The organism is Christiangramia sp. OXR-203, from assembly GCF_034372165.1.
Classification (GTDB): domain Bacteria; phylum Bacteroidota; class Bacteroidia; order Flavobacteriales; family Flavobacteriaceae; genus Christiangramia.
The window spans coordinates 1,140,393-1,156,749 of record NZ_CP139698.1 but is presented as its reverse complement, the minus strand read 5'-3'; the positions used below and the strand labels follow the sequence as shown (position 1 = coordinate 1,156,749).

15 protein-coding genes are annotated in these 16,357 nt (G+C 39.6%); all 15 read right to left on the bottom strand.

Annotated features, from left to right (window positions below; genetic code table 11):
• Positions 1-14 precede the first annotated feature (14 nt).
• The gene (gene argC, locus T8I65_RS05355; RefSeq protein ID WP_322302369.1) at positions 15-980 is read right to left on the bottom strand and encodes an N-acetyl-gamma-glutamyl-phosphate reductase; all 966 of its coding nucleotides are present in this window, start codon (positions 978-980) and stop codon (positions 15-17) included.
• Entirely contained in the window at positions 977-2,164 is a 1,188-nt protein-coding gene (gene argG / locus T8I65_RS05350; protein WP_322302368.1) for an argininosuccinate synthase, read from the bottom strand. Before argG ends, argC begins: the two co-directional genes overlap by 4 nt.
• A gap of 108 nt (positions 2,165-2,272) precedes the next feature.
• On the bottom strand, positions 2,273-2,905 hold the full coding sequence (locus T8I65_RS05345; RefSeq protein ID WP_322302367.1) for a GNAT family N-acetyltransferase: 633 nt from the start codon (positions 2,903-2,905) through the stop codon (positions 2,273-2,275).
• A 335-nt stretch (positions 2,906-3,240) separates the two neighbouring features.
• Positions 3,241-4,515: a threonine ammonia-lyase IlvA gene (gene ilvA, locus T8I65_RS05340; protein WP_322302366.1), complete on the bottom strand. Its 1,275-nt coding sequence runs from the start codon at positions 4,513-4,515 to the stop codon at positions 3,241-3,243.
• Positions 4,515-5,990 carry a ketol-acid reductoisomerase gene (gene ilvC, locus T8I65_RS05335; RefSeq protein ID WP_322302365.1) on the bottom strand — a complete coding sequence of 492 codons (1,476 nt, stop codon included), beginning with the start codon at positions 5,988-5,990 and terminating at the stop codon, positions 4,515-4,517. Before ilvC ends, ilvA begins: the two co-directional genes overlap by 1 nt.
• On the bottom strand, positions 5,987-6,526 hold the full coding sequence (ilvN, locus tag T8I65_RS05330) for an acetolactate synthase small subunit (protein ID WP_322302364.1): 540 nt from the start codon (positions 6,524-6,526) through the stop codon (positions 5,987-5,989). The genes ilvC and ilvN overlap by 4 nt, the downstream gene beginning before the upstream one ends.
• Complete coding sequence (ilvB, locus tag T8I65_RS05325) at positions 6,526-8,259, bottom strand: biosynthetic-type acetolactate synthase large subunit (protein WP_322302363.1); 1,734 nt, start codon at positions 8,257-8,259, stop codon at positions 6,526-6,528. The genes ilvN and ilvB overlap by 1 nt, the downstream gene beginning before the upstream one ends.
• 12 nt (positions 8,260-8,271) lie before the next feature.
• On the bottom strand, positions 8,272-9,945 hold the full coding sequence (gene ilvD, locus T8I65_RS05320; protein WP_322302362.1) for a dihydroxy-acid dehydratase: 1,674 nt from the start codon (positions 9,943-9,945) through the stop codon (positions 8,272-8,274).
• Between the two features lie 357 nt (positions 9,946-10,302).
• Positions 10,303-11,826: a bifunctional GNAT family N-acetyltransferase/carbon-nitrogen hydrolase family protein gene (locus T8I65_RS05315; RefSeq protein ID WP_322302361.1), complete on the bottom strand. Its 1,524-nt coding sequence runs from the start codon at positions 11,824-11,826 to the stop codon at positions 10,303-10,305.
• A 90-nt stretch (positions 11,827-11,916) separates the two neighbouring features.
• Positions 11,917-12,549: a response regulator transcription factor gene (locus T8I65_RS05310; RefSeq protein WP_322302360.1), complete on the bottom strand. Its 633-nt coding sequence runs from the start codon at positions 12,547-12,549 to the stop codon at positions 11,917-11,919.
• Positions 12,542-13,330: a sensor histidine kinase gene (locus tag T8I65_RS05305; protein WP_322302359.1), complete on the bottom strand. Its 789-nt coding sequence runs from the start codon at positions 13,328-13,330 to the stop codon at positions 12,542-12,544. Before T8I65_RS05305 ends, T8I65_RS05310 begins: the two co-directional genes overlap by 8 nt.
• A gap of 59 nt (positions 13,331-13,389) precedes the next feature.
• Positions 13,390-14,127, bottom strand: coding sequence for a hypothetical protein (locus tag T8I65_RS05300; protein ID WP_322302358.1), 738 nt, complete (start codon positions 14,125-14,127; stop codon positions 13,390-13,392).
• 8 nt (positions 14,128-14,135) lie between these two features.
• On the bottom strand, positions 14,136-14,528 hold the full coding sequence (locus tag T8I65_RS05295) for a hypothetical protein (RefSeq protein ID WP_322302357.1): 393 nt from the start codon (positions 14,526-14,528) through the stop codon (positions 14,136-14,138).
• A 250-nt stretch (positions 14,529-14,778) separates the two neighbouring features.
• Entirely contained in the window at positions 14,779-15,633 is an 855-nt protein-coding gene (locus T8I65_RS05290; protein ID WP_322302356.1) for a biotin-dependent carboxyltransferase family protein, read from the bottom strand.
• Complete coding sequence (pxpB, locus tag T8I65_RS05285) at positions 15,626-16,357, bottom strand: 5-oxoprolinase subunit PxpB (protein ID WP_322302355.1); 732 nt, start codon at positions 16,355-16,357, stop codon at positions 15,626-15,628. The genes T8I65_RS05290 and pxpB overlap by 8 nt, the downstream gene beginning before the upstream one ends.

Below are 16,357 nucleotides of genomic sequence, written 5' to 3'. Positions count from 1 at the left end.
TCTAATTCTGAACTTTAGAAATAACTTGCTTTTAGATTCAAACCTGTTTTCTCTTCAAAGCCAAACATTAGATTCATGTTTTGAACAGCCTGTCCTGAAGCACCTTTCAGTAAATTATCGATCACACTTGTAATCAATAATTTGTCATCAAATTTTTGCAACCTCAACAGGCACTTATTAGAATTCACGACTTGTTTTAAGTGCAATTCCTCATCAGTAACAAAAGTGAATGCAGCATTTTTATAGAATTCGGAATACATCAATTTTGCCTTTTCCAGGTCACCTTCAAATTTTGTGTATGCTGTTACATGAATACCTCTTGAAAAATTCCCTCTATTCGGAATAAAATTGATCGCGGCACTATGATATTCCTGTAGCTGCTTTAGACTCTGCCCGATTTCCTGCAAATGCTGATGCTCAAAGCTTTTATAAGCTGAAAAATTATTGTCTCTCCAGGTAAAATGTGTTGTTTTAGAAAGCGAAGTACCAGCACCGGTTGCACCAGTTACGGCATTCACATGTACGTCTTCCAGCAATAAACCTGCCTGTGCCAATGGAAGAATCGCCAGGCTAATCGCTGTAGCAAAACATCCCGGGTTCGCAATAAAACTCGCAGACTGGATCTTATCCTTATTTATTTCCGGAAGTCCATAAACAAAAGTATGATCGTTCGATTTCATTCTGAAATCTGTGCTTAGATCTACGATCTTCGTTCTTTCTGAAAACTCATTTTCTGAAAGAAACTTTTTAGAATTCCCATGTCCGAGACAAAGAAAAACCACGTCTGCCTTCTTATTGATCAGGTTAGTGAACTTAAGTTCAGTCTCTGCAATAAGATCCTGGTGAATACTGTGAACAGGCTTGCCGGGTTGAGAAGTACTGTAGACAAAATTCAGGTTTACTTCAGGATGGTATAATAAGATCCTGATCAATTCTCCCGCAGTATAACCTGCTCCTCCAATAATTCCTGCCTCTATCATGAATCCTGATTTACGTGTTGGTATATCATTCCAGAATTAGAAAGGATCTTAATAAATCCTTTGGCATCTTCGGCTGTCCAGGCTTTGTTCTCTTCACCATAATTCCCAAAGCTGCTGTTCATAAGATCATTCGGTGAGCTAATCCCATCCAGCGTAAAATGGTAAGGTTTCAGGCTTACAAAAACGTCACCCGTGACCTTGGATTGAGAACTCTGTAACTGGGCTTCGAAATCTCTCATTACAGGATCCAGGTATAATCCTTCATGCAGATGCATCCCATACCAGTTCGAGGTATAATCTTTATGTTGTAATTGCCATTTGCTTAGCGTATGCTTCTCTAGAAGATGATGCGCTTTAATAGTGATAAGTGCTGCAGCTGCTTCAAAACCTACTCTACCTTTAATTCCTATGATCGTATCACCTACATGAATGTCTCTCCCAATTGCATACTTTGAAGCGATACCTTCGAGGATTTCTATATTCTGCAAAGGTTCATTTTCAGTTCCATCAATAGCAGTGAGCTCACCATTTGTAAATGATAACTTAATTTGCTTTGGTTGCTTTTCCTCCAATTGAGAAGGGAAAGCCTCTTGCGGCAATGGTTTTTCTGAAGTCAGAGTTTCTGCTCCTCCAACACTGGTTCCCCAAAGGCCTTTATTAACTGAATAATTTGCTTTATCCCAGTTCATCTCAACCCCTTTACTTTTAAGGTATTCGATCTCTTCCTGTCTGCTTAGTTGTTTGTCTCTTATTGGAGTTATAATCTGTATTTCTGGAGCAATGATCTGAAAGATCATATCAAATCGAACCTGGTCGTTACCTGCACCGGTGCTACCATGGGCGATATATCCAGCACCTGTTTTTTTTGCGTAATTCACAATTTCCATGGCCTGTACGATCCTCTCGGCACTTACAGATAAAGGATAGGTATCATTCTTAAGCACATTTCCAAAAATGAGATATTTTACCACTTTTTCGTAAAAGGAGTTGACCGCATCGATATTTTTGTAGCTACTCGCTCCTATCTTTTTGGCGTTATCACCAATATTTTTTATTTCTTCTTCTGAAAATCCTCCGGTATTCACACTTACGGCATGAACTTCAAAACCTTCTTCTTCAGATAAATATTTTGCACAATATGAGGTATCCAGTCCTCCACTATATGCTATAACTACTTTTTTCATAACTAACTATTATTCTATGATTCAACCAGCAATAATTCAGGTCGATTTAACTTTCATTCTACACTGAAGGATCTTTTACAAATCCAGTTCGGGTTTTCGTATCTGCATTCAACCCTTTTCCTTCTTATAGAAAAGAGTTTGCTTGATATGCTTTAATCGCTGAAATGCCTTTTCGTTGAATTTACTTTTAGGCTTCTCGACCATCTTAGGATTTTTCTTCTTCTCGGGATCATACATCATTCCTGTACACAAACACATCTTATGATCTGTTCGGGTAAGTACATCGTAATTCTTACAGGTCTGGCATCCTTTCCAGAATGTCTCATCATCGGTAAGTTCAGAAAAGGTGACCGGTTGATAGCCCAGATCATAATTGATCTTCATGACTGCTAAACCTGTGGTGATCCCGAATATTTTAGCTTCCGGATATTTCTTACGGGAATGATCAAAAATGACATTTTTGATATCTTTCGCCAGTCCCTGATTTCTAAAATCGGGATGGACAATGAGTCCGGAATTAGCCACATACTTGTCGTGGCTCCAGGTTTCTATATAACAGAAACCGGCAAACTTTTCCTCCTTGAGAGCGATCACAGCGTTTCCCTTCTCCATCTTTTTGATGATATATTCAGGAGTTCTGCGCGCAATACCGGTACCACGAACCTTTGCCGATTCTTCGATAGTATTACAAATGATCTCAGCATAGGAAGCGTGAGATTTATTAGCAATGAGAATTTTCATCTGCTAAAAGATTTATGTTGGAAATTAAATTTTGATCTGGGTTTTCGAGAGCGGAACCGGACTCACCTAAGTTCCATAGATAAATAGACGCACTTACGTGCGACGGGGAAAACGGCGGCGCATAGGGGAAATATCAGAAAATGATCTGATATTAAGTTTGTATTCTATGCCGTTTATGTAGTTCAAAATTGGGATGTAAGATAATAATAATAAAAAGTCGTTTCGGGGTGCTGCCTAGAAGCGGCGGCGGGGCCTGAAATTGAAACGGACTAATATTATCTTATTGATCGAAATCATATTACAAATGTATATAAATTTTTAAGGTACAGGCAGTTCTAGATCAAAAATTGAAATAAATTTGGATTATTATTCAAATATTCCCCATAAAAATTCTTCTGTTTCATTCTCTCTACCAGGGGTTCAAAGTCAGCTGGATCCTTCAGCTCAATACCCACAACCGCTGGCCCGTTCGACCTGTTATGCTTTTTAGAATATTCAAAATGAGTAATATCATCATTTGGTCCCATGACTTTTGCTACAAATTCCTTTAAGGCCCCTGCTCTTTGAGGGAAAACGATTACGAAATAATGTTTTAATCCAGAATATAATAATGCACGTTCCTTGATCTCGGCCATCCGGATGATATCGTTGTTACTGCCACTAACGATACAAACAACGTTCTTCCCCTTGATCTTTTCAGCATAGAGATCCAAAGCTGAAATCGCCATGGCTCCGGCCGGTTCCACTACCATGGCATCCTGGTTATAGAGATCAAGGATGGTCTGGCAGATCTTTCCTTCCGGCACTGTGATCATTTCATCCAGGTTTTCCTTACAAATAGCAAAATTTCGCGTTCCAACTTTCTGGACAGAGGCGCCATCTACAAATCGTTCAATATGATCCAGCTCGACCACTTTACCTTCTTTTAGAGAGGTTTTCATTGATGGTGCACCCTGCGGTTCGATGCCAATGATCTTAGTATTGGGCGATAGTTCCTTGAACATGGAAGAAATTCCTGCCAGGAGTCCACCACCGCCTAGTGGAGCAAAAACATAATCTATAGGTTCATTTGCTTGCTCAAGAATCTCCAGGGCAATGGTCGCCTGACCTTCAATAACTTTTTCATCATCGAAAGGATGAATGAAAATAAGTCCTTTTTCAGCCATATGAGCCATAGCACTCTTATAGGAATCATCATAGGTATCACCCTTCAGCACTACTTCCACCCATTCACCACCAAACATCTCAGTTTGCTCCACCTTTTGTTGTGGCGTGGTGCCAGGCATATAGATCACACCCTTAACTTTGAGCTTATTGCAGGCAAAGGCAACACCCTGAGCGTGATTGCCGGCACTGGCACAGATCACACCTTTTTCAAGCTGTTCCTGTGGTAAACTGGAGATCTTATTATAGGCTCCACGAATTTTATAGGATCTAACCTGTTGTAAATCCTCACGCTTCAGCATTACCTTTGCATCCAAGCGCTTGCTATAGGTAAAAGATTCAGCTAAAGGAGTTTTCAGCACCACCTTTGAGATCCTTTCCGAAGCCTCTTTAACCGCTTTAAGACTAGGTTTGTAAATCGTATCCTTTTCCAGCAGAGTTTCCATTAAGCGTATATTTTCTTCATTGCAGTCATCGCAGATCGTAAAGTTGCGCCTACCTTCTCTACGGGATGCTCTTTGATCTCCTGATTCACTTTTGACAATTCCTCATTATCCACTCCTATATCTTCTGAAGCAAATTTTCTTCCGGCAACTTCAGGTTCCAGAGAATTCACATAATCCTTGATCAATGGTTTGGCTGCATGATCGAATAAATAACATCCATATTCCGCAGTATCTGAAATTACGCGGTTCATTTCGTATAGTTTTTTTCTGGCGATGGTATTCGCGATAAGGGGAGTTTCATGCAAGGATTCATAATAAGCTGACTCCTCGATAATCCCTGCATCTACCATCGTTTCAAAGGCTAGTTCCACCCCAGATTTCACAAAGGCAACCAGTAGAACTCCCTTATCAAAATACTCCTGTTCTGTGATCTCTTCTGAAGTTGCTTCAGTTTTCTCAAAAGCTGTATTCTCAGTTTCAGCTCTCCAGGTATGCAACTCGGTATCATCTTTCGCCCAGTCCCGCATCATCCTGCTACTAAACTCTCCGGAAATAATATCATCCATATGCTTCTGAAATAACGGACGCATTTTTTCCTTTAGTTCTTCTGAAATTTCATAGGCTCTCATCTTTGCAGGATCAGATAGTCTGTCCATCATCTGGGTGATTCCGCCGTGCTTCAATGCTTCGGTAATCGTTTCCCAACCATACTGAATTAGTTTTGCTGCATAATTCTTATCCAAACCTTCAGAAACCATCTTGTCAAAAGTTAGAATGGATCCGGTTTGTAAAACACCACAAAGGATAGTTTGCTCACCCATAAGATCAGATTTTACTTCAGCAACAAAAGAAGATTCCAGTACTCCGGCGCGATGACCACCTGTGGCATAAGCATAGGCTTTCGCCCAATCCAGCCCTATACCTTTAGGATCATTTTCAGGATGAACTGCGATCAATGTAGGTACTCCAAAACCACGTTTGTATTCCTCTCTAACTTCAGACCCGGGACATTTTGGAGCGACCATGATCACGGTAACATCCTCCCGAATCTTCATTCCTTCTTCCACGATATTGAAGCCGTGAGAATAGGATAAAACAGCTCCTTGCTTTAAGTGCGGCTGGATGGCCTTTACCACCGAGGTATGCTGCTTGTCTGGAGTAAGGTTGATTACAAGGTCTGCATCCGGGATCAATTCTTCATAAGTTCCAACCGTAAAATCATTTTCTGAAGCATTTTTCCAGGATTGACGTTTTTCCCTGATCGCGCTTTCTCTAAGTGCATATGAAATATCCAGACCGCTGTCACGCATATTAAGTCCCTGATTGAGACCCTGCGCACCGCAGCCCACAATGACTATTTTCTTATCTTTTAAAGCATCTGCTTCATTACTGAATTCATCCAGTTCCATAAATCTACAGGTACCTAATTGATCGAGTTTTTCAGCTTTGGAAAGGCTGTTAAAATAGTTGGTCATGATAATGAGTTTGTGGTATTAAATTTTTCTAGTATTCCTGATATCGGCATTTCGTTCTTAGTAACAGCGATGGTTCCAGATCTTACAAATTGCATGAGTCCGTAGGGTTTTAGTTTTTCATAAAGCTGATCGACCTCATTGCGTTTTCCGGTCTTTTCTATCACAAAAAACTGCCTGGTCACGGTTACAATTCGCGCATTGGTCTCTTTAATAAAATCCTGAATATTATGGTCATCCAGAAAATCTTCAGATTTGATTTTATACAAAGCTGTTTCCTGGTAAATCGTTTCAGTATCGGTATGATAAAAAGCCTTGATCACCTCGATCTGCTTTTCGATCTGTCCTACGATCTTCTTGATCTGTTCTTCGGAAACCTTTACAATAATAATAAAGCGCATCACTTCAGTCACCTCACTGGGGGAAGCCGTAATACTTTCAATATTGATATGTCTTTTCAAAAAGATAGCCGCGATCCTGGAAAGTAGACCAAGATTATTTTCGGTATAAATCGAAACTGTATAGTTCTGTTTTTCCATTACTCTAATAATATTTCTGAAACTGATGCTCCGGTTGGGATCATTGGGAACACATTTTCTTCCTGTTCAACTTTCACTTCAAGGAAATAGGCTTCATCACTTTGCATCATTTCTTTTACTGCCGACTCAAGCTGACTCCTTTCGGTCACCTGGTTTGCTTTAATGTGATAACCTTTGGCGATCGTAATAAAATCCGGATTCACCATTGTTGTGGAAGCATAACGCCTATCAAAGAACATTTGCTGCCACTGTCTTACCATTCCCAGGAATCCATTATTTAAAAGCACGATCTTGACCGGAACTTTGGTCTGGAAAATCGTTCCTAATTCCTGAATGGTCATCTGGTAACCGCCATCACCTATCACAGCGACAACATCTCTTTCTGGTTTTGCCATTTTTGCACCAATGGCTGCTGGTAAAGCGAATCCCATAGTTCCCAATCCCCCGGAAGTAACATTACTTCTTGACTGATTGAATTTCGCATAACGGCAGGCTGCCATTTGGTGCTGACCAACATCTGAAACAATGATCGCATCTCCTTTAGATTGAATATTTACTTCCTGAATCACCTCAGCCATTCCCAGATCTTTCTTGTTTACATCTAAATTTCCCTGAATGACTTTCTCATATTCAGTTTTGTACATATCCTTAAACTTCTGGTGCCATTCCTTATGAGAATATGGCTCCAGTAATTCAAGCAATGCCTTAAGACTTTCTTTTACATCCCCCAGAACCGGGTAATCTGCGTGTACATTTTTATTAATTTCAGCCGGGTCGATCTCAAAGTGAATGATCTTCGCCTGTTTTGCATATTTTTCAAGATTTCCGGTAACCCGGTCATCAAACCTCATCCCAATAGCAATTAAAACATCGCATTCATTGGTCAGCATATTTGGTGCGTAGTTTCCATGCATGCCCACCATTCCCACGTTCAATGGATGATCTGTTGGTAATGCCGAAAGTCCCAGAATCGTCCACGCTGCAGGAATTCCAGATTTTTCTACAACCTGTTTGAATAGATCTTCAGCTCCTCCCAGAATCACTCCCTGTCCCCAAACGATCATTGGTTTTTTAGCATTATTGATCACTTCTGCAGCGCGTTGTACTTCCAGAAGATTTAATTCCGGGATCGCCTGATAACTTCTTATTCCAGAACATTTTTTATAACTGAATTCCAACGAGGCAAACTGGGCATCCTTGGTAATATCGATTAGTACCGGTCCTGGTCTTCCCGACCTGGCGATATAAAAAGCTTTCGCCATTACTTCCGGAATCTCTGCAGCATTGGTGATCTGGTAGTTCCATTTAGTTACCGGCGTGGAAATACCTACAATATCGGTTTCCTGGAAAGCATCTGAACCCAGAAGATGGGACCCAACCTGACCAGTGATACAAACCATTGGAGTAGAATCTATTTGCGCATCTGCAATACCTGTTACAAGATTGGTAGCTCCCGGACCAGAAGTTGCTACAGCAACACCTACTTTTCCTGAAACTCTGGCGTAACCCTGGGCAGCATGCGTTGCTCCCTGTTCGTGCCTGGTGAGCACATGGTGAATTTCTTTCTGATATTTATACAGTTCATCATATACAGGCATGATCGCCCCTCCCGGATAGCCGTAAATAGTATCCACACCTTCTTCGAGCAAACATTTTATCACCGCCTCTGCTCCTGATACGGTCAGGCTTTTTTTCGTGCTTTGCTTTTCGAAACTTGCTGTTTTAACCTCCATATTTCCACCTAATTAAAATTCATCTGTCACGCAACCTTCTGATGCTGATGCTACTGTTTTCGCGTATTTATAAAGCACGCCTCCTTTTGCTTTGAATGCGGGCGCTTTCCATACTGCTCTTCTCTTACTTATTTCTTCATCACTCAAATGAGCTTCGATTTTATTTGTTTCGGCATTAATACTTATTTCATCGCCATCTTTCAGCAATCCAATTAGTCCGCCCTGTTGCGCTTCCGGAGTAATATGCCCCACGACAAATCCATGAGTTCCTCCAGAAAATCTACCATCGGTGATCAAAGCCACATTCTTACCCAGACCAGCTCCCATAATTGCTGAAGTAGGTTTTAGCATTTCCGGCATTCCAGGACCACCTTTAGGACCTTCATATCTAATGACGACTACATCACCTTTTTGTACCTTTCCAGATGAAATCCCTTCATTGGCATCATATTCACCATTGAAAACTTTCGCTTTACCGTGGAATTTCAAACCTTCCTTTCCTGTTATTTTTGCTACGGAACCTTCAGAAGCGAGATTCCCGTATAGTATTCTAATATGTCCTGTCGCTTTAATAGGTTTCTCTACCGGGTATATTATATCCTGATCAAAAGGCATAGATTCTACCTCCTCAAGATTTTCTGCTATGGTTTTTCCGGTAACCGTCATGCAATCCCCGTGGAGCAGTCCTTTCTCCAGCATGTACTTCATGACGGCCGGGATTCCACCAATCCTGTGAATATCTTCCATAAGGTATTTACCACTAGGCTTAAGATCTGCTAGAAATGGAGTTTCTTCACAAATTCTTTCAAAATCCTTTAATCCAAAATTGATATCCGCAGCTTTAGCGATCGCCAGAAAATGCAGCACAGCATTGGTAGAACCACCAAGTACGGTCAATAATCTAATGGCATTTTCAAGAGATTTGGCAGATACGATATCTTTAGGTTTGAGATCTTTTTCAAGTAGCAGTTGCATAGCTTCTCCAGCTTTTACACTTTCCTTCACCTTTTCAGGACCGGTTGCAGGATTAGAGCTGTTAAATGGCAGACTCATTCCCAGAGCTTCAATTGCTGAAGCCATAGTATTTGCAGTATACATACCACCACATGCTCCGGCACCAGGACAGGCTTTTTCGATGACCTGTTGATATTCCTCTTCCTGCATTTCCCCGGAAACCTTAGAACCCCAGGCTTCAAAAGCCGAAACCACATCTAGTTTTTTACCATTATGACAACCAGAAGAGATCGTTCCTCCATACACTAATACCGAAGGACGGTTTAATCTTAGCATTGCCATGAGTGCACCTGGCATATTCTTGTCACAGCCAACTACAGTTACGAGTCCGTCATAAGACATTCCGCTAACGACTGTTTCCATGGAATCTGCAATTAGATCCCTAGAGGGAAGAGAAAAACGCATTCCTGGAGTTCCCATGGAAATTCCATCACTTACGCCAATCGTATTAAAAATAAGTCCGTTTATACCGGCTTGCTGAGTCCCTTTTTTAACCTCTTTTGCAAGATCATTGAGATGCATGTTACAGGGATTACCTTCATACCCGGTACTTCCTATCCCTACGAAAGGTTTTTTGAGATCTTCCCTGCTCAATCCAATGGCGTGAAGCATGGCCTGGGAAGCTGGTTGAGAATCACTTTGCGTTATGGTGCTGCTATATTTGGTATTCATTAAATTTCAATTCTGTTCTGTAAGAATTAAAAATACTGGGATTCGAACACCTTAAGTCGTGATATTAAATGACTGAATGAACGCTAATTGAAGGACTTATTACGTATTTAATTGAATATCAGCAGTTTAATTGGCTTTTATTTACGATCTCTGGAACTATATCTGAGCCGAAATTAAAATTACCGGCATAAAAAAAGCCACCAGAAATGGTGGCTTCATGAGCTTATGATAAAATGGAATGTAGAAACTTTTTAGAACAAAATTTCCAACACCGCCACAACGAATTTTTCAACAATACTAATCATGGTTTAAAACTAATAAAAAGTTCTAAAACCTCCTCATTTTCAGTTGAATATTCTATTTTTTTCTTCGTAAAGAATATAGGTCTTTTCTCCTGTCTTTCATGTTTCGAACACTTCCGAAGTTGTGTAACTCCTTTAGAAGATCCAGATCGACATCTACCAGTAACGTACTTTCAGTATTAGGAGTGGCTTCCGCTTTGATTCCGTTTACTGGAAATGCAAAATCTGAAGGTGTTAATACAGCACTTTGAGCGTACTGAATATCCATGTTATCTACCTTCGGCAGATTTCCAACGGAGCCTGCGATTGCGACATAACATTCATTTTCCACTGCACGGGCCTGAGCGCAGATCTTCACCCGAGAATATCCATTTTGAGTATCGGTCATGAACGGTACAAATAATATGTTCATACCTTCCTCGGCCAGTAATCGTGAAACTTCAGGAAATTCCACATCATAGCAAATGAGTACTCCAATTTTTCCGCAATCGGTATCAAAGGTTTCCAGTTTATTACCACCCTTCATCCCCCAGGCAGTTTCTTCTGCCGGAGTGATATGCAATTTTTCGTAGCGTTCGTAGCTTCCGTCCCGTCTGCAAAGATATCCTACGTTGTACATGTGCTCACCTTCCGGCATTGGCATACTTCCGGTAATGATATTAATGTTATAATTGATAGCGAACTCACGGAAGGTTTCCAGCAATTTCTCGGTATAGTCTGATAACGCGCGAATGGCTTCCGGTTCAGAAAGATGATTGAACTGAGCCATTAAAGGTGCATTGAAAAGCTCTGGAAAAAGTATAAAATCGCTCTGATAATTACTTACAGCATCCACAAAGAATTCGATCTGGGAAACCAGCGCTTCATAATCTTTAAACAAACGCATCTGCCATTGTACAAGCCCAAGTCGAACCACCGTTTTGGTAGTATTTACCAGCTTTTGAGGTTTAGAATAATAGATGTTATTCCATTCCATTAACGTAGCAAACTCCTTGGATTCGTGATCTCCGGAGAGATATCCCTTGATCACTTTCTTTACGTGAAAGTCATTACTTAACTGAAATGATAGAACAGGATCATGAATTTCCTGCAATTTTACTTTCTCTATATATCGCTTCGGTGTTAACTCATCTGCATATTTTGCATAATTTGGAATTCTACCTCCAAAAACGATCGCTTTCAGATTTAAATGCTCACATAATTCTTTTCGAGCTTCATAGAGTCTTCGACCCAATCGCATTCCGCGAAATTCAGGGTGAATAAATACATCGATTCCGTAGAGAACATTCCCATTTTTAGTATGCGTGGAAAAGTTTTCTCCCCCAATGATCTCCTCATAGGTGTGATTATCATCAAACTTGTCATAATCCACGGTAATTGAAAGCGCACATCCCGCTATGCGATTATCTATAATGATACACAACTGGCCTTCAGGAAACTTACTTATCAAGGTTTTGATCTCAGCCTTGCTCCAGTATTCATCTGGCATAGCCTGGTAACTCTTGACCATGGAAATCTTCAATTCCTCGTAATCCTTGACCTGTAAATTTCGAAGTTCTATTTTTGCTGAATCTATCACGAATATTTAATTTGAAAGTACGAAGATACTGCAGTTCGCGAATTATGTAATGGCGCAAAGCTGCTTTTGATATAAAGTATTCTTAAATTTTCAGATCTTGAAATACCCTTCTTTAATGGCAACCATAACCAGGCCTACTCTACTCTTAACCCGTAACTTGCTGAAAAGACTCTCCCTATAATTCTCAACAGTTTTAGGACTAAGATTCATTTCTGAAGCGATCGCTTTATAAGTAAGCTCACTACAGGCGTAACTTAAAAACTCCTGCTCCCTGCCGGTAAGAACTTCATACTTCTCAGCTTTTCCTTCATTTCTATAAGCTTCAGAAATCAACTGATTCGTATAATAACCTGTTTCAACGATCCTGTTTAAAGCTAGTTCGAATTCATCAGGATCTATATCCTTCAGAAGATATCCGCGAGCACCGAGTTTCAACATCCTGATGATCGTTTCATCTTCCTGATCTACAGTGAGGGCCAGAACTTTAAGATCTGGGTGATGTTCTTTTAACCAGGTCATTGTCTGTAGACCGTCCATTACTGGCATTCTCATATCCAATAATAAAACATCAGGAAGTTCCAGGCCACTTTGCACATGCTCTACAAGCTCCTGACCATTTTTAAAATAATTAAGCACCTTGAAACCTTCGAAGGAATTCACCAGAACCCGCAATGAACTTGCGAACAACTTATGATCATCGACTATGCTTATATTTTTAGACATTGCTGGTTATTTGAATAGGATAGTTTAATTTCAGAGAAGTTCCTTCTCCAACTTTACTTTGGATATCAATTTTAGCATTGATTAGCTTGGCCCTGCTATACATGTTGATTATTCCAGAACCTTTTTCTACTTCAGAATCATCGAAACCTTTTCCGTTATCCTTTGCATGGATCTGCAGTGAATCTTCCAGATAGTTTAACTGAACCTGAAGTGAAGAAGCCTCGGCATATTTGATGACATTATTAAAAAACTCCTGCATGATCCGGAATATAATGATCTCACTTTCAGGTTTAATTTCCCGGGATTCACCTGTAATTTCCAATTCTGCCTGCAGGATATCCATACGATTATAACGATCCAGCTCGTCTCGAACAGATTTGTGTAACCCGGTTGTATGAATTACTTCATTATTTAGAGTTCTGGAGAGTGAACGAACTTCATTTAATGAATTTGCCACCAGTTCTTTGATCTCTGTAACTGCTGGAGCGGCATTCTCACTGGATCTTTTTAAAAGTATGTTCAACTGGATACTGGCCACAGATAGTAACTGACCGATATTATCATGGAGTTCCCAGCTTACATTCTTCAATGTAGCTTCCTGTATCTCTATCTTCGTATTATTGAGTTCTATTAAAAATTGTTGTTCTGCCTCAAATTTCTCCTGTAAGATCTTATTCTTCCGCTTCTGATAAGTGATCACAAAAAAAACGGTGAATACGGTGAGTAGAACGATCACCAGTATAAAATAGAGAATTAGAATGATCTCTTCCTTCCGAAGCATTTCTATTGGATTTTAAATACTGGTAAACCTAATTTAGCTATTAGAATCAAACATTAATTCTAAGCTAAGGTATCAGTTTTTCTTCCATTCCTCAAAGTTACTAGAAAACCTATAATAAAAATTCCGTATAAATAAATATTCCCGTACCTGAGAATACGTGCATAGAACTGGACGAATTCCATATTACCTTCATTGAAATATCCTCCATAAATATTAATTGGTGCAATGCATAATTCGTAAAGGATAAGCCCTACTGAGATATAAAAAATTACATCAGACTTAAATTGAAGAATTTCATCTGTACGAAGCATTTGAATGAGGTATGCCATAATGCATCCTACGAGAAAGAAAGTTCCAAATATGATGACTGTATAGTCATATTGATACAAATAGTTGCCAAAAGTTGCAAAGCATATAACACTGTAGACAACAAAGGCCCATTTTAGCTTATCAAGGATTTTCCTTAGACTCTGACTTTCAGGATGGGTTAACTGCAAAATAAATAACTGCCCCAGCACGATATACTTTATAACATAAAAGTTGTTATAATACCAGAAATTACGTGCAAAAGCAGTGTCTTTTAAAAAAGGTGCCAACTGGTAATTATCATAATATGCCCAGATTGGGTACATGCCAAGCAGGTCGTAGAAAAAATTGAACCAAAGGAATCCAACAAAAAGTTTTACGCCAGTTCTTAAATTCTGTGCTTTTATGAGGTGTATTGTTCCAGCACAAGCTGCAAGGAACTCCATAAGATATCCTATGTACAGCTTGTTTTCAATAATGAATTTTATCACAGAAAATCCTAGCCTTTATATGGTAAGGGAGGCCACATACCTCCTACAGTATTCATTGGTTCAATATCATCATTTTCGAGGTAATCTCTTCCAGAACCATCTTCCTCTTCTGCTTTCATTTTACGCGTTGCAGAGAAAAACACGGTATTTAGACTAGGTTTATCACCCTCAGCCTGATATGCACCTAGCCAGACATTGATTCCTGGCCTTTCCGCTTTATTTTGTTGAGATTTTTCACGAACGTAGTTGATATATTCCTGAAGTTCTTCCAGATCAAAATGGAACTCACAGGTATCTTTATGTTCTTTCCCATTTGTAGTAACTACAGACCTGGTTTCACGCCATTCCTTTTGAAGTTCTTTAGCTCTTTGAACAGTAATGCACTTTTTTGGTGGATTCACGATTATAAGGGTTTGATTATCTGCCTCTAAAATATAATTTCTAATAATAAAATTGAGCTTATCTGCAAGAAAGGGGAAAATTCCCCTACTCTACAGCTACTACTGTACCTATATTTGTAGAGTCATTTTAGTTTATCTAAGATGTTTTGGGGACAAAAAAAGTGTCAATCATAGTTTAGTTGTAGTTCTGAGTAGGGTCTTTTCTATAGCATTAATAAACTTAGTTGGCACTTTTTGCTATTTACAGGTATTAAGACTTCGCACAAAATTGCACAACTTCGCCGGGCATTTTTTGAGAAAGCACCTGGATTCCATACTCTGATAGCTGTAAAACCCTTGGATAACCTCCCGTAGTTTGACAGTCCCTCATAAGCACGATCAGATTTCCTGATGGGGTAAGTTGAACGCTTCCAGGCATGACCGGGGAAGTGTGAATGCCTTTGAGGTCATTATTTATCGATTCTTCAAATTGTACAGCCATCCGGTTGCTATCACCACTCACCTTAAATTTCTGCTGAAAAATATGCTTTTGTACAGATTCTGGTAGTTTTCCAAATTCTGGTCCTTCATAAGTTTCGATTATTTCTGAATTGAGGTAATCTGTATTTACGTGTATAGCTGAATGAGGATTTTTGCTGATAGGTTCTGAAGTTTGATAATGTAAAAGCTGGTTCTTCTGAAGTCTATGATTTCCTGTAACAGCTTCGAACCAACTTCGACTTCCCAGAATTTGCGGAGATTGAAAACCATTTTTAATCGCGAGGTAGGACCGGAATCCAGATTTCCTTTTTCCGAAGGAAAGAATATCTCCAGCCTTTACTTGATAAGCAGTGTTTAATTCGATCTCTAAATTGTTAATCTTCGGAGTAAGATTTGCTCCTCCAACGCAAATATTCGTAGCAGTCCTAAATTCAAGAACAGGCCCTAAAAAAGTTATTTCCAATACTGCATCATTTTCAGAATTCCCGAGAATAAGGTTGCAGATCTTGAAGGCATATCTATCCATGATTCCACCCTCAGGAACACCATATTTTCTAGATCCATATCTTCCGAAATCCTGAATCGTGGAGAATAATCCTGGCTGTTTGACAACTATTTCACCCATTGGATTTGACGATTTCGAATTCATAAATTCCATTCTTCACCTTTTCTTTAATTTGGAGATATTCCGAATTACTTACAGGATAAAATTGCACAAAATCTCCAGCTATAAATGGACTGGGAATTTCATTTTTCACATTAAAAAAATCCAGTGGTGTTCTACCAATTATTTGCCATCCACCCGGACTCTCCTGTGGATAAATTCCAGTTTGATCTTCCGCAATTCCAACGCTACCTTTTTCAACGATTTTGCGAGGAATGTTTTTTCGCGGAGTTGCAATTTTTTTATCCATTCCACCCAGGTATAAAAAGCCAGGTAAAAAGCCGATAAAATACACGAGGTATTCCGGAGTGGAATGAAGGGAAATCACTTCGTCTTTTTTCATCCTTTTTAGCGCGGCTACACCGTCCAGATCCGGAGCATATTCTGCCTCATAACAAACTGGGATCTTGAAAATTCGCTTGTTAATATTTTTTGATATATTCGTAGTTCCAAGAGCTTCGGAAACCTTATTCAACTCACTATAGACATCTCTTATAGTTAAAGGATAACTTATTAGTATCGAGTTGTATGTGTTAGTTATTTCAACCTTTTGTTCAAGTTTTATTTTTGATAGCTTAGCTTTTGTGTCCAGTATCGATTGAAGCGTTTTTTCTGAAATTTCCTGAGGGAATTCTATCAAAATTCCGCGATCTCCCAATTTCGATACACTCTTCCAATTGATCAT

Bases quoted from the DNA above. Each gene is read 5' to 3' on its own strand.
- T8I65_RS05305 (WP_322302359.1), bottom strand. From the start codon at position 13,330: ATGCTTCGGAAGGAAGAGATCATTCTAATTCTCTATTTTATACTGGTG.
- ilvA (WP_322302366.1), bottom strand. From the start codon at position 4,515: ATGGAAACTCTGCTGGAAAAGGATACGATTTACAAACCTAGTCTTAAA.
- argC (WP_322302369.1), bottom strand. From the start codon at position 980: ATGATAGAGGCAGGAATTATTGGAGGAGCAGGTTATACTGCGGGAGAA.
- ilvC (WP_322302365.1), bottom strand. From the start codon at position 5,990: ATGACCAACTATTTTAACAGCCTTTCCAAAGCTGAAAAACTCGATCAA.
- ilvD (WP_322302362.1), bottom strand. From the start codon at position 9,945: ATGAATACCAAATATAGCAGCACCATAACGCAAAGTGATTCTCAACCA.
- pxpB (WP_322302355.1), bottom strand. From the start codon at position 16,357: ATGATCAATTGGAAGAGTGTATCGAAATTGGGAGATCGCGGAATTTTG.
- argG (WP_322302368.1), bottom strand. From the start codon at position 2,164: ATGAAAAAAGTAGTTATAGCATATAGTGGAGGACTGGATACCTCATAT.
- T8I65_RS05310 (WP_322302360.1), bottom strand. From the start codon at position 12,549: ATGTCTAAAAATATAAGCATAGTCGATGATCATAAGTTGTTCGCAAGT.
- T8I65_RS05345 (WP_322302367.1), bottom strand. From the start codon at position 2,905: ATGAAAATTCTCATTGCTAATAAATCTCACGCTTCCTATGCTGAGATC.
- T8I65_RS05290 (WP_322302356.1), bottom strand. From the start codon at position 15,633: ATGGGTGAAATAGTTGTCAAACAGCCAGGATTATTCTCCACGATTCAG.
- ilvN (WP_322302364.1), bottom strand. From the start codon at position 6,526: ATGGAAAAACAGAACTATACAGTTTCGATTTATACCGAAAATAATCTT.
- ilvB (WP_322302363.1), bottom strand. From the start codon at position 8,259: ATGGAGGTTAAAACAGCAAGTTTCGAAAAGCAAAGCACGAAAAAAAGC.